Annotated in this window: 12 protein-coding genes; 8 read left to right on the forward strand and 4 right to left on the reverse strand. The window is 71.9% G+C overall.

From position 1 onward, the window contains the following. The first annotated feature begins 1 nt into the window (after position 1). Positions 2 to 832: an alpha/beta hydrolase gene (locus ACIBST_RS05045; RefSeq protein WP_397169223.1), complete on the forward strand. Its 831-nt coding sequence runs from the start codon at positions 2 to 4 to the stop codon at positions 830 to 832. A 121-nt stretch (positions 833 to 953) separates the two neighbouring features. Beyond that, positions 954 to 1,700 (forward strand): alpha/beta fold hydrolase, encoded by a 747-nt coding sequence (locus ACIBST_RS05050; protein ID WP_397169225.1) that lies wholly within the window; start codon positions 954 to 956, stop codon positions 1,698 to 1,700. Here the strand turns inward: ACIBST_RS05050 and ACIBST_RS05055 are convergent. Then, on the reverse strand, positions 1,675 to 3,981 hold the full coding sequence (locus ACIBST_RS05055; RefSeq protein WP_397169227.1) for a tetratricopeptide repeat protein: 2,307 nt from the start codon (positions 3,979 to 3,981) through the stop codon (positions 1,675 to 1,677). The genes ACIBST_RS05050 and ACIBST_RS05055 overlap by 26 nt on opposite strands. A gap of 247 nt (positions 3,982 to 4,228) precedes the next feature. Here ACIBST_RS05055 and ACIBST_RS05060 point away from each other — a divergent pair, with 247 nt between their 5' ends. From ACIBST_RS05060 to ACIBST_RS05085, 6 genes are all read left to right on the forward strand, one after another. Continuing rightward, positions 4,229 to 5,134 (forward strand): ABC transporter ATP-binding protein, encoded by a 906-nt coding sequence (locus ACIBST_RS05060; RefSeq protein WP_397169229.1) that lies wholly within the window; start codon positions 4,229 to 4,231, stop codon positions 5,132 to 5,134. A 30-nt stretch (positions 5,135 to 5,164) separates the two neighbouring features. Further along, positions 5,165 to 5,869 carry an ABC transporter permease gene (locus ACIBST_RS05065; RefSeq protein ID WP_397169231.1) on the forward strand — a complete coding sequence of 235 codons (705 nt, stop codon included), beginning with the start codon at positions 5,165 to 5,167 and terminating at the stop codon, positions 5,867 to 5,869. 1 nt (position 5,870) lies between these two features. After that, positions 5,871 to 7,070, forward strand: coding sequence for a sensor histidine kinase (locus tag ACIBST_RS05070; protein ID WP_397169232.1), 1,200 nt, complete (start codon positions 5,871 to 5,873; stop codon positions 7,068 to 7,070). Beyond that, positions 7,067 to 7,696 carry a response regulator gene (locus ACIBST_RS05075; protein ID WP_397169234.1) on the forward strand — a complete coding sequence of 210 codons (630 nt, stop codon included), beginning with the start codon at positions 7,067 to 7,069 and terminating at the stop codon, positions 7,694 to 7,696. The genes ACIBST_RS05070 and ACIBST_RS05075 overlap by 4 nt, the downstream gene beginning before the upstream one ends. Before the next feature lie 85 nt (positions 7,697 to 7,781). Beyond that, positions 7,782 to 7,904, forward strand: a complete 123-nt coding sequence (locus tag ACIBST_RS05080; protein ID WP_397169236.1) for a hypothetical protein — start codon at positions 7,782 to 7,784, stop codon at positions 7,902 to 7,904. A gap of 139 nt (positions 7,905 to 8,043) precedes the next feature. Beyond that, a complete protein-coding gene (locus ACIBST_RS05085; RefSeq protein ID WP_397169238.1) occupies positions 8,044 to 8,883 on the forward strand; it encodes an APC family permease in 840 nt (279 codons plus the stop codon). Positions 8,884 to 9,226: 343 nt separating this feature from the next. Here ACIBST_RS05085 and ACIBST_RS05090 read toward each other — a convergent pair whose 3' ends face one another. The 3 genes from ACIBST_RS05090 to ACIBST_RS05100 form a co-directional block, all read right to left on the reverse strand. Next, positions 9,227 to 9,772: a GNAT family N-acetyltransferase gene (locus ACIBST_RS05090; RefSeq protein ID WP_397169240.1), complete on the reverse strand. Its 546-nt coding sequence runs from the start codon at positions 9,770 to 9,772 to the stop codon at positions 9,227 to 9,229. A gap of 397 nt (positions 9,773 to 10,169) precedes the next feature. Next, positions 10,170 to 11,573 carry a carotenoid oxygenase family protein gene (locus ACIBST_RS05095; RefSeq protein ID WP_397169242.1) on the reverse strand — a complete coding sequence of 468 codons (1,404 nt, stop codon included), beginning with the start codon at positions 11,571 to 11,573 and terminating at the stop codon, positions 10,170 to 10,172. Next, entirely contained in the window at positions 11,573 to 13,402 is a 1,830-nt protein-coding gene (locus ACIBST_RS05100; RefSeq protein WP_397169243.1) for an MFS transporter, read from the reverse strand. The genes ACIBST_RS05095 and ACIBST_RS05100 overlap by 1 nt, the downstream gene beginning before the upstream one ends. Positions 13,403 to 13,438: the final 36 nt, after the last annotated feature.

The raw sequence follows: 13,438 nt of genomic DNA on the forward strand, positions 1-13,438 counted from the left end.
CATGACCAAGGTCGCAGTCAACCGGGTTCGCCGCCAGGCGGCGCTCGCCCTCGGGCTCGCCACCGCCGTGGGCGCACTACTGGCCGCGCCCTCGCCCGCGCACGCCGAGGCGGCCGCCCCGCCCAAGCCGACGATCGTGCTGGTGCACGGCGCCTTCGCCGACGCCTCCAGCTGGAAAGGCGTGATCACCAAGCTGAAGCGGGACGGCTATCCGGTGCTCGCCACCGCGAACCCGCTACGCGGCCTGACCGGGGACGCCGCCTATCTCACCAGTGTGCTCAAGAACGTCAAGGGCCCCGTGGTCCTCGTCGGCCACTCCTACGGCGGCGCGGTGATCAGCAAGGCCGCCGTAGGCAACTCCTCGGTCAAGGCCCTGGTCTACGTCGCGGCGTTCCTGCCGGACAAGGGTGAAAGCGCGCTGGCCCTGTCGAACAAATACCCGGGCAGCACCCTCGGGCCCAACACCCAGCAGTGGACCTACCAGCTGCCGGGCGGTGGCACGGCGGTCGAGCTGACGATCAAGCAGGACAAGTTCCGCGAGCAGTTCGCCGCCGACGTACCGGCTCGCAAGGCTGCGGCGATGGCGGCCTCCCAGCGGCCCGTCGCGGTCGCCGCGCTGGAGGAGAAGGCGACGGACGCAGCCTGGAAGACCATCCCGGCCTGGTCGTTGATCGCCACCGGCGACAAGAACATCCCGCCGGCTGCCCAACGGTGGATGTCGCGGCGCGCGCACGCATCGACGGTCGAGGTCGCGGCCTCCCACGCCGTGTCGGTCTCCCAGCCGGGCAAGACCGCCGAGATCATCGACAAGGCCGCACGCGCCACACGCTGATCCCACCCGCTTCGACGACTGCCTGGAAACGACCGTCCCGGAGATGCACCCTCCGGCAACGCGATCGTCGCCAGGCGTCGTCGAGCGGCGGCAGCCGACTCCCCGCCGACAGGACGGACTCATGCCCTCCACTTCCGACCTCGCCCAGGTCCGCCGCGCCAACGCCACCGGCCGGACCCCCGTCGTGTTCGTCCACGATCCGTGGCTGCTCCCCTCAAGCTGGAAGCGCTGGGCCGACGTGTTCGAGGAGGCGGGATTCGCGTCCGTCCTCCCCGCCTGGCCTGGCGGCGAAGCCGCCGACCACTTCGCGGACCTGATCGGCGGGCTGGAGCACAGGCCCGCCGTCGTCGGCCATGGCGCCGGCGGCCTGCTGACGCAGATCATCGCGGGACGCGGCCTGGCCCGCGCCGCTGTGGCGATCAGCCCGTCGCCCTTGCCCGCGGTGCTGCCGTCACCGATGTCCCCGGCCCGTGTCAGCGGCACCGCACCGCTCACCCACGAGCAGTTCCGCCGCGCCTTGGCCAACGCGGTCGGCGAGGAGGAGGCCGGGCGGCTGTATGAGGCGTTCGTCGTGCCCACGCCGGGCGCACCGCCGCTCCAGGCGCCCGCCACGGACTTGCGACCGTGGGGCGAGTGCGATGCCACCGCCAAGGACCGGGGACCGCTGCTGCTCATCTCCGGGGAGCTGGATCGCATCGTCCCGTGGGCCGCCGCGCACGCCTCCTACAAGAGGCAGGCTCGCAACGAGCAGCACCTGACCGAGATCATCGAGCTGCCCGGCCGGGGCCACTCGCTGACCGTCGACCACGGCTGGCGCGAGGTCTGCGGCACCGCCCTGACGTTCATCCAGCGTTTTGTGGAGCCGTGAGGGGCCTCACCGCGTCAAGCTCCGCGAGCACCTGGGCCGCCCGGTCGGTGTCGCCGGCGGCCTCGTACAGCTCCAGCGCCTCCTTGAACGCCTCGCGAGCCGCCTCCACCTGCTCCAGCTCGACCAGCGCGCGGCCCAGTTTGGTCAGCGACGTCGCCATGGCCCGGCCGATCGGCACGCGCATCTCCCGCAACGCCTCACGGTAATGGTCGGCGGCCTCCTGCCAGCGTCCGAGTGCTCGGTAGCCGTCACCCACCTGGTCCAGCACCATCGCCAGAGCCTGACCGACGAGGTCCGGGGAACCGCCGAAGGCGGGATCGCGCAGCCGATCGACCAGAGCCAGGTTGTGCCGGACGGCGTCCTCCACCCGCCCCAACCGGTTCAAGCAGTGGCCCGCACCGATCAACGCCTGGGCGTAACCTTCCCTGTCCCCGGCCTCCGGGAAGAGCTCCGCCGCCTGCCGGAGGTGGTCCAGCGCGGTTTCGTCGCTCACCCGATCGTTGCGGCCCCACAGCGCCCAGGCCGCGTAGATCAGCGCCCAGCCCTGCTGGCGCAGGTCGCCGACACCTCGGGCCAGCTCCAGCGCGCGCAGCGCGGTCGCTTCCGCCTCGTCGTAGCGGGCCTGGCAGTGGGTACGCGCCCAGGACAGGTAGTTGAGGTGGACCGCCTCCTGCTTGCGGTCGTCCATCGCGTGGGCGGCGGCTGCGGACAGGCCGAAGATCTCGGGCCAGTGCTCCCAGTGAATCCACTGGTCGGAGAACCAGTGCATCGCCTCGGCGACCTCGACCACCCGGGCGTGCTCGCCGAGGCCGGCCGCCGTACGCAGAGCCGCGAACCAGGCCTCGCCCTCCGCCATGAGCCATTCCCGGGCCTGCCGCTGGTCGTCCAGCTCGACCAGCGCGCTCCAGTCCGGCGGCGGCGCCCCGTAGTCGGGCTCGAACCAGCGCCCCGCGACCGTCGCGACCTCCAGCAGCCACTCGTCCATCCGCCGCCGCGCCCGCCGCTGGGCCTCGATCGGCTCCTCCTGCGACAGCCGGGCGCGAGCGAACAACCGCACCAGGTCATGGAAGCGGTAACGCCCGGGGAACGGCGACAGCAGCAGGCCGAGGTCGACCAGTTCCTCCAGGGCGTCCTCGGCGTCGGCCAGGCCGAGTTCGGTGAGGACCGCGGTCATCGGGACCCCGAAATCCGGTGCCGCCGCCAGCGCCAGGCGACGGAAACTCTGCCGCGCGGGCGACGAGAGCTGCCGGTAGGACAATGCGAAGGCGGCGGCCACGGAAAGGTCACCCGCCGACAGCGACTCCACCCGCCGTCCCTCATCGCCGAGCCGCTCGGCCAGGTGCCCGGCCGTCCAGCCGGGCCTGCTCTGCAGCCGGTTGCCGGCGATACGCAACGCCAGCGGCAGGTTCCCGCACAAGCTCGCCACCCGCGCCACACCGTCAGGATCAGCTTCGGCACGTTCGGCGCCGACGATCGAGCGCAGGAGCGCGGCGGCCTCGTCGGCGGCCAGATGCGCCAACGGGAGCTGGTGCACGCCCTCCAGCCCGGCCAGCGGCCGGCGGCTGGTGATCAGCGTCATCACGGGACCGGCCGAGGGCAGCAGCGGACGCACCTGGCTCTCGTGCGCGGCGTTGTCCAGGATGATCAGGCACCGCCGTTCGCGCAGCAGGGCCCGATAATGGCCCGCGCGGTCCTCCTCGGAGACGGGGATCCGCCGCTCGGCCACGCCCAACGCGGTGAGCAGCCGTGACAACGCGGTCCCCGAGTCCAGCGGGATCGGGTCCATGCCGCGCAGGTCCAGGTAGAAGCAGCCGTCGGGGAACAGGTCCGCCAGCTGCCCGCCGGCACGCACGGCCAGCGCCGTCTTGCCGATCCCCGCGGCGCCGGAGACCGCCGCCACGACGGCCGCTCCCGTGGCCGGCTCGCCGGCGGCCTCCGCGTCCGCGGCACGGGCCGCCAGGTCGCGCAACGTGCGCAGTTCCCGGCTCCGCCCGGTGAAGTCGCCCACCCCGCGGGGCAGCTCACACGCGCCCTGAGCAGGGGCGTCCTGGCGCAGCCGTCCCGCCCGCGCCGCCTGCGCCAGCGCCGCCCGCTGCGCGTCGTCGAGCGGCAGCGCCTCGGCCAGCGCCTCGACAGTACGCCGCTGCGGGCTCCGGCTGATTCCGCGCTCCATGTCGCTGATGGCCCGCACGCTGACGCCCGAGGCGTCGGAGAGCTCCTCGATGGTGAGCCCGGCGGCCTGCCGACGGCTCCGCAGCAGACTGCCGAACGACTCCACCATCTGTCCCCCTCAAACGTGCCCCAACGCCTTATCGACTCTACCTACCTGGGCTTATGGGTCGTCCTGAGCGGAACGAGCCCTTCTGGGGGTTTCCGACCGTCGACCTCCGAGCGCGTGCAGCTTCTTGACGGTGTTCTGCCGGGTCCGCCATCCACCGTTCGGTGGATCAGGCGATCAGCCGCATCCGCGGCCAACGGTAGCTGCCGGGACGATCCGCCGGCCGGGGCCGCGAGGCGATGCTTGTGCCATGGCAGTCATCGAAGTCGCAGACCTGGTCAAGAAGTACGGAAGCCAGTCGGTCCTGGAGGGCGTCACCTTCTCGGTGGAGGCCGGGGAGATCTTCGGCATCCTCGGCCCGAACGGCGCCGGCAAGACCACGACGGTGGAGTGCGTGGAGGGCCTGCGCCGGGCCGACGGCGGCCGGATCAGCGTCCTCGGGCTCGACCCGCTCACCGCGGGCGGTGAACTCCGGCGGCAGATCGGGGTGCAGCTCCAGCACACCCAGTTGCCGGAGAACATCAAGGTGTGGGAGGCGCTGGACCTGTACGCCTCCTTCTACGGCAACCCGCGCGACTGGCGCGAGCTGCTCGATCAGTGGGGATTGAAGGACAAGCGCAACGCCCGCTTCGGCAAGCTGTCCGGCGGCCAGAAGCAGCGGCTGTTCATCGCGCTGGCCCTGGTGGGCAATCCCCGGGTGGCCTTCCTCGACGAGCTGACCACCGGGCTCGACCCGCAGGCGCGGCGGGCCACCTGGGAGCTGATCAAGCAGGTGCGGGACGGCGGGGTGACCGTCGTGCTGGTCAGCCACTTCATGGACGAGGTCGAAGAGCTGTGCGACCGGGTGGCGGTCGTCGACCGGGGACGGGTGGTCGCGCTCGACACGCCCGCCGGCCTGGTCGGGGCCGAGCACGAGATGCGCTTCACGCTGCTGGACGGGACCGCGGCGGAGCTGCCGGCGCTGCTGGGCGGCCTGCCCGGGGTCACCTCGGTCGAGGTGGTCGGGGCAACGGCGGTCGTCACCGGCCGCGGGGACTTCGCCAGCGCGGTCACCTCGCAGCTCGCCCGGCACGACCTGCTCGTCTCGGGCCTGCGTATCGACAAGCGCACGCTGGATGACGCCTTCCTCGCCCTCACCGGCCGCACCTTCTCCTGACTCCTCCCCTCCTTCCTGAAAGGCCCGAAGATGAGCGCGCTCGCCAAGCTCACCACCGTCGAGATCAAGTTGCTCGTCCGCGAACCCGGCTCGGTGTTCGCCCTGCTCATCCCGCTGTTCATCCTGGTGGTCTTCGGAAGCTCGGTCTCTGCCGGCGACACGGTGGTGGTGCCCATGGCCCTGTCCATCGCGGTCGGCCTCGTCGGGTTGTACCTGGTGCCGACCACCCTGGCGACCTACCGTGAGCGCGGCATCCTGCGCCGGTTGTCCACCACGCCGGTGCCGCCCGCGCGGCTGCTGGCGGTGCAGCTCATCCTGCAACTCGTCCTGGCGGTCGCCGCCTGCGGGTTGCTGCTCGTGGTGGCCGGCACGTTGCTCGGCGCGCGGCTGCCCGGCGCGCCCGCCGCCGTCACGCTGGCCTTCCTGCTCGGCACCGGCGCGATGTTCGCGATCGGCCTGCTGATCGCCGCGCTGGCGCCGAACGGCCGGGCGGCCAACGGGATCGGCGTGCTGCTCTACTTCCCGATGGCCTACCTGGCCGGGCTGATCCAGCCGCCCACCCAGATGCCCGCTATTCTTGCCCAAATCGGCACATATACCCCGCTCGGCGCCTTCCGTCAGGCTCTGCAGGAGGTCTGGGCGGGCGGTTTCCCGAACTCGTTGTCGCTGGTCATCATGGCGGGATACGCGGTGGTCATCAGCGTCGCCGCCGCCAAGCTCTTCCGCTGGGAGTAACGTGACCTCGCTCGACCTGCAGGAGGCCCGCCTCGAACGGCTCCAGGCCGTCGTCCCGTACCTCCTGCTCGTGGTCTCGGTCGCCCTCGCCTGGCTGACCGACGGACGGTCGCTCGCCGAGCATCTGCTGATGCTCGGCGTCGCCGCCGTCACGGCGGCCTGGATCGCCCTGCTGGGCCGCAGCCGGCACCACGCGCTGTACGTCACCGGGCTGATCGTCCTGATCGGAGTGTTGTGCGGCCAGGGGATCTGGTTCGCCGGATTCTTCGCCTTCACCGGCTACCTGGCCTCCTGGCACCTGCTGAGCGGCAAGTGGCGCTTCGCCGGGGTCGCCGCGACCGCCACGATCAGCGTGACCGGCTTCACCGGCGGCCTGCCCGCCCCGACGCTCCCCGCGATCCTCACCCACCTGTTCTTCGTCGCCGCGATCACCTCGCTGGTCGCCCTGTTCAGCCTCGTCGGCGAGGTCACCACGGCCCGCAGCACCGAACGCAAGCGCATGGTCGCCCAGCTCGAGGAGGCGATGCGGGAGAACGCCGTCCTGCACACCCAGCTCCTCCTCCAGGCCCGCGAGGCCGGCGTGCTGGACGAGCGCCAGCGCATGGCGCAGGAGATCCACGACACCCTCGCCCAGGGGCTCACCGGGATCATCGCCCAGATCCAGGCGGCGACGCAGGCCGGGGAGACCGGCGCGCGGTGGCGCGGGCACCTCGACACCGCCGCCCGGCTGGCTCGCGACAGCCTGGCCGAGGCCCGGCGCTCGGTGCACGCCATCGGGCCGGGCCAGCTGGAGACGGCTCCGCTGCCCGAGGCTCTCGCCGACGTGGTCGCCGGCTGGTCGGGGCTGCATGCCGTGCCGGGGGAGATGATCACGACAGGCACGGCACGACCGCTGCACCCGGAAGTCGAGCAGACCTTGCTGCGGATCGCCCAGGAAGCGCTCGCGAACGTGGCCAAGCATGCCGAGGCCCGCCGGGTCGGCCTTACCTTGTCCTACATGGAAGATGTGGTCACCTTGGACGTCCGGGACGACGGTGTCGGCTTCGCCCTCGACCGGGCCGGCGAGGGCGGCGGTTTCGGCCTGACGTCGATGCGCAAGCGGGTGGCGCGGCTGGCCGGCAGCCTGGAGATCGAGTCGGAGCCCGGCGGCGGCACCGCGATCTCGGCCACCGTCCCGGCGGTCGCCAGGGAGGACGCGTGAGCACGCCGATCCGGCTGCTGATCGTGGACGACCACCCGATCCTGCGCGACGGCATCCGGGGCATGTTCACCGGCGACGACCGCTTCGAGGTGCTCGGCGAGGCCGGCGACGGCGGCCAGGCGGTCAAGCTCGCCCTCGCCCTGCGGCCGGACGTGATCCTGATGGACCTGCGGATGCCCCGCATGGACGGCGTCAGCGCCATCAGGGAACTGGCACGGACCGGCAGCACGGCCCGCGTCCTCGTCCTGACCACCTACGACACCGACCGCGACGTCGTGCCGGCCATCGAGGCCGGAGCGACCGGCTACCTGCTCAAGGACGCGCACCGCGACGAGCTGATCCGCGCGGTCGAGGCGGCCGCCCGCGGCGAGTCGGTGCTCTCGCCGTCGGTCGCCACGCGGCTGATCGGACAGATCCGCGCGCCGGTCGCCGATCCGCTCAGCGCCAGGGAGCTGGAGATCCTGCGGCTGATCGCGCAGGGCACGACCAACCGGGAGGCCGCCGCCCAGCTGTTCATCAGCGAGGCGACGGTCAAGACGCACGTGCTGCACATCTACGCCAAACTCGGAGTCAACGACCGGGCCGCCGCGGTGGCCGTCGCCTTCCAGCGCGGCCTGCTGACCTGACCGCCCGCCACGGTGCGCCGCGCCGGCGGCGGCCAGCTGATCGACCTGGACATTCCCCAGGAAGGCTCGCACTCGCGAAGGGCGTGTGACGCCTGCCGTACGCGACAGCACCGCCGCCGACCCCGTCGAGATCCCGGCCCGCGACCTGTTCTCCCTGCCTGTCCTCGGCACCTGGCTCGCCGGCCGCCCCACCCACCCGCGTCGCTGACCAGGTCCGTTCCACCCACCGTCGTCGCTGACCAGGCCCGCCCCTCCCTCACCGTCCCGGCGAGCGCTCTTCTCTCCGTCCGCCCTCGGGGCGCCCCATCTACCACCGTCCCAGCGAGGACCACCCCCTCGGACCCCCCATGACCGAGCCTGTCGTCCCCGCCACTCCCCCGGGATCCGCCTCAGGATCGTCCAGCGCCCCTCACCTGCAGCGCGGCACTCTCGGCGTCGCCGACATCGTCTTCTTCGTCGTGGCGGCGGCCGCGCCGCTGACGGTGATGGCCGGAGTCGCCCCGCTGGCCCTCGTGCTCGGCGGCATCGGAGCCCCCGTCGCCTACCTGGCCGTCGGCGTGGTCCTCTGCCTGTTCGCGATCGGCTTCACCGCGATGACGCCGTACATCCGCAACGCCGGCGCCTTCTACTCCTACATCGCCCAGGGAATGGGGCGGCCGGCGGGTCTCGGCGCGGCGCTGCTCGCCGTGTTCTCCTACAACGCCCTGCAGATTGGCATGTACGGCGCCTTCGGCTTCTTCGCCGCCACGACCTTCGGCACCCTGCTCGGCGTCGAGCTGCCCTGGAGCGTGTACGCCTTCGCCGGGATCGTCCTGGTCCGGTTCCTCGGCTACCGGTCGATCGACCTCGGCGCCACAGTGCTGGCCGCCCTGCTCATCGCCAAGACCGCCATCCTGCTCCTGCCGGCCGTCGCCGTCCTGCCCCAAGGCGGCGCGAACGGCCTGACGCTCGACTCCTTCACTCCCGCGAACGTCTTCACCTCCAGCATGAGCGGCCCCCTCGGCCTCGCCGTCGCCGCGTTCATCGGCTTCGAGGCCACCGCCATCCACCGCGACGAGGCCCGCCGCCCCGACCACACCGTGCCCCGGGCCACGTACGCCGCCGTCGGCTTCCTCGGCCTGCGCCTGCGCCGCACCCGCCCCGACGTCTACGCCGCCCTCGCCACCACCGACGTGAACGCCACCTGACCCGGCCAAGCCTCGGGCGCGCAGGTGTGAGCAGCGGCCCCGGGAGTGCGGGGAGACGGTGGTGAAGCAGCGGGAGGTCAGCGGGCAGCGGCGCGTTCGGGCACCGGGCGGCGACGGAGGTCAGCTCCTGCTTCTCCCGCTCGTCCACGGTCAGGCCCCACCGGCGTTTGACCGCGGTCCACTCGGCGATGAGCGGCAGCGGACGACCTCGATCGGCAGCCGGTCGGCGGGGCCGCAGGCCACACCGGGTGACGGCTGCGGTGCCCCGACCGCGAGTATCGGTCCGGGCGTTCGGGGATGAGTCCGGCGCTCGCCTTCGCGATGACAGCTGATGCCCGCGTCTCTATCCGGGGTCGAGTACGCGCGTCATCCAGATCGAGTCACCGTGTTCGACGTCCTCGTCAATGCGGTCGCTTCGGTGGAAGCCGAGCTTCTCAAGGACGCGGAACGAGGGTATGTTCCACTCCCGCACAGTGGCCCAGAGGCGGCGACGCCCTGTTCGAATCGCGGCTTCCAAGACCGCACGGGCGGCTTCTGTCGCGTAACCATGGCCCTGGGCTCGTCGGGCCAGCTCGTACGCGATCTCAGGTTCGTCGAACGATCCCTGGCCGACGGTCAATCCGCAATACCCGATGAACTCGCCGGTGTCGCGCAGCTCTATGGCCAGCAACCCGAGCCCAGGATCGGCCGCCAGCGGATTGTCAAGGAGCCAGCGGCGGACGTCCTCGACCGTCGGCCGTCCCTCGGCGTCGATCCGCCGGGCCGCCGGCACTCGCGGGTCCCGCTCAAGCCACAACCCGCGGAACTTCTCTGCATCCGACGGCACCCACCGCCGCAACCGCAGCCGCTCGGTCACCAGCTCTGCCGCCAGATCCTCATATGTCCTCATCCCGGCCAAACTAGCCCAATGCCGGTCATCTCGGATGATGACCCTTACTTGGAGCGCCTAACAGCATGATCTTTGTTGTGCTGTGGTCTCTCGCTGTAGCCGGGCGAGGGGCGTGCGCGGGGCCAGCACGTACCGGCGTCGTCCCTCGGAAGAGCGCCGTTCGGCGCTGACCTGACGGGTCCCGGCGCCTCGCCTCCAAGGCCATGCCTGCGACGCCAGCCAACGTGCCTGACAAGATCATAACGCTCTGACGACGCCGATCCGGTCGGTGACGAGGCCGGCGAGGATGGCAAGGGCGGCGGGCACGTGCGCGGCCAGGGGGATTCCGTCGAGGGACATCAGGAGGTTCCTGTCTCACAACGGGGGCGGCCCGGTGAGGACCGCCCCGAAGCCCCGGCTACTGGTCGGTGTCGGGGATCCAGGAGCCGTGGATGCCGCCGGTGACCCGGCGGGGCAGGTGGACGGTGGCGATCCGGTCGAGGCCGGCGGCCTCCAGGACCAGAAGCTGGGAGGCGTCCTGCTTGAGGTCGGAGACGACGGTGAGGAGGTAGCCGTCGTCCTCGCCGGTGGCGCCTTCGGCGGGGACGAAGACGGCCTCGCTGGGCAGGCGGGCGTCGCCGGCCTGGTGGACGCGGCGGGCGCCGGTGGCGCGGTCGTACTTGACGACGCCGTAGCCGCCGAAGCCGTCCTGGTCGGGGAAGGAGATGGCGTAGGTGTAGCGGTTCTCGGTCCCGAGGTAGTCCTTGTTGAGGGTGGGGAACTCGACGGCGAGGTCGTCGATCGTCTGTTCGCCGACGCTGCCCTGGGCGAGGTCGACGACCCAGCGGCGGGTGTAGGAGCGGGTGTTGGGCTCGGCGCCGCGGCCGGGCGCGCCGACCCACCAGTTCCAGGAGAGCTGGAAGCCCTCGCGGTCGACGGTGGGGCCCTCCAGGACGATGCGGCCCTGGGCGTCCTCGTAGGCGTTGGCGGCGTGCAGCATGTTGCCGGGCTCGATGTCGAACCAGCGGATCCTGGCGGCGCCGTCGGCGGTGCGGGGCATGACGCCGATGCGGGAGGGCTGGGCGTCGCTCCAGCCGTAGGGGATGCCGGAGTGCTCGGTCGGGTCGAAGGTGACCGACCCCTCGACGAAGACCACGTGGTGGCGGGTGATCGCGAAGTCGTGCTTGAGGGAGGCGGTGGCGCCGGGGATCTCGGCGCTGTGCACGATCCGGCCCTCGGCGTCGGCGACGTAGTACAGGAGGTAGGGCGGGAACGGCGAGGAGCCGAAGAAGTGCAGTTCGCCGGTGACAGGGTCGGTCTTGGGGTGGGCGGTCATCGCGCTGCGCAGCTTGCCGTCGAAGTCGTGGACGCCGACGGTCTCCAACTCGGCGTCCAGCTCGAACGGGAAGTTCGCCTCGCACAGGGCCAGCAGGCGTCCGGCGTGTTCGATGACGTGGGTGCCGGCGGGGCTGGCGGCCATGTCCGGGCCGTGCTCGGTCATGTAGGGGGCGCCGTCGAGTGCGGGGGTGCGGACCCACCGGTTGCGGTACCACTCGGCCCGGCCGTCCCGCAGCCGGATGCCGTGGACCATGCCGCTGCCCTTGAACCAGTGCGTGGGGGTGACTCCCGGCTTGGGGTTGTGGCTGTTGCGGACCAGCCGGCCGTTCAGCTCGGGCGGCAGGTGGCCCTCGACGGTCAGCCCGGTCGCGGTGATCTCGTCGACGGCGGGGGTGTAGTGGCCGGTCAGGTAGGGCTTGATGGTCATGGGGATTTCCTCGTCCTTGATGTGGTCGGAGCGTTCTGCGGTGAAGGGGGTGGTCATCAGGCGGGCTGCTCGGCGCGGGTCTTCAGGGCCGCGAGCCAGGATTGGAGTGAGGCGTGCAGGGCCTGGCCGAGCTGCTCGGCGGCGGCCTCGACGGGCGCTCCGGCCCACGACTCCTCGGTACGCACGGTGACGCGGTCGCCGTCGGCGGTGAACGTCCACACGTGCACGCCGTCGATGCCGCCGGCCGGGCCGCCCCACACGATCCGCTCGCGGGGCACGACCTCGAAGACGGTGGAGGTGATGTCCAGGCCGTGAGTGGTCCATCGGAAGGAGCTGCCGGGCTCCACCGGGCCGCTGAGCGTGGCGGTGTCGATGTCGCCGTTCCAGCTCGGCCAGGCGTCGATGCCGGTGTGCAGTGCCCATACCCGCTCGATCGGGGCGTCGATGGTGGTGGACAGGCGGACGATCACCGGGGCGGTCTCGTCGATGGTGCGCATTTCGGGATTCCTTTCGGTTGAACGGGTCAGACAGGCGGCCAGGACGGCCGTGGCGAGCAGGACGGCGGCCGAGGCGGCGAACGCCGCGCGGTAGCCGTCGGTGAGGGCCTGGAGCTGTGGTGAGGAGGAGCCTGCGGTGACCGAGCCGGCCAGCGTGGCCAGGACGGCCAGGCCGATCGCGCCGCCGACCTGGCGGGCGGTGTTCACCAACCCGCCGGCCGTTCCGGAGTCCTCCTTGGCGACTCCGTCCATGGACAGGTCGGTGAGCTGGATGAAGGCGACGCTGAGACCGAGCCCGATGAGGACGCTCGGACCGAGCACGTCGGCGAGGTAGGAGCTTCCGGCGCTGATCCGCGCCAGCCACAGCGTCCCGGTGGCCTGCACAAGCAGGGCGGACAGCAGCGTCCGGCGGGATCCGAGCCGGGCGGTGAGCCGGGGGGACAGAGCTGAGCCGATCATGATGGCGCCGGCGAGCGGAAGCTGGCCCAGACCGGTGAGCAGCGGGCTCTCGCCTAGGACTTCCTGCTGGTAGAGCGGCAGGAAGAAGAACAGCGCGAGCCACACCGACCCGAAGAGGGCCATCAGCAGGTTGCCCGCGGCCACCCGGCCGCCCCGCACCAGCCGCGGCGGCACCAGCGGATCGGGGTGACGGCGTTCCACCAGGACGAACACCGCGCCGAGAACGGCGGCGAGGGCGAGGGCGCCCAGGACACGTCCGTCGGTCCAGCCTTGTGCGCGGGCTGTGCTCAGCCCCCAGACCAGGCCGGTCAGGGACAGAGTGATCGTGAGAGTGCCGAGCGGGTCGAACCGGCCGCCGGGGCGCGGCTGAGCGCGCGGGGTGGCGAGCGCGACGGCGACCAGCGCCGCGAAGGTACCGGCGGTGACGGCGAAGAACAGCGCCCGCCAGCCCCACGCCTGGGCCAGGAGACCGCCCAGGAGCACCCCGGCGGCGCCGCCGGCGCCCGAGACCGCGCCCCACACCCCCAGCGCCCGGCCCCGGCCGGGGCCGGGCGGGAACAACGTCATCACCACCGCCAGCGCAGCCGGGGCGACCGCCGCCGCTCCCATCCCCTGCACGGCACGGGCCGTGATCAGCACACCCGCCGAGGACGCCAGCCCCGACACGGCCGAGGCCGTCCCGAAGACCGCCAGGCCGCCCACCAGGAGCCTGCGATGGCCCAGCAGGTCCGCGGCCCGGCCACCGGCCAGCAGCAGAGCGCCGAACGCCAGTCCGTAGGCGTTGACGACCCAGGTCGTGCCGCCGCCGGAAAGACCGGCGCCGTCCCGGATCTGCGGGAGAGCCACGTTGACGATCGAGTTGCCGAGTACGACGAGGAACTGCGCCGCGGCCAAGGCAGCGAGCGCCGGACCCGTGACTGTCTTGCGCATCTCCGACTCCAAATGTGTGTGGTTAACCACTCAGTC

The sequence above is a fragment of the Nonomuraea sp. NPDC049684 genome, from assembly GCF_044465345.1.
Taxonomy (GTDB): Bacteria; Actinomycetota; Actinomycetes; order Streptosporangiales; family Streptosporangiaceae; genus Nonomuraea.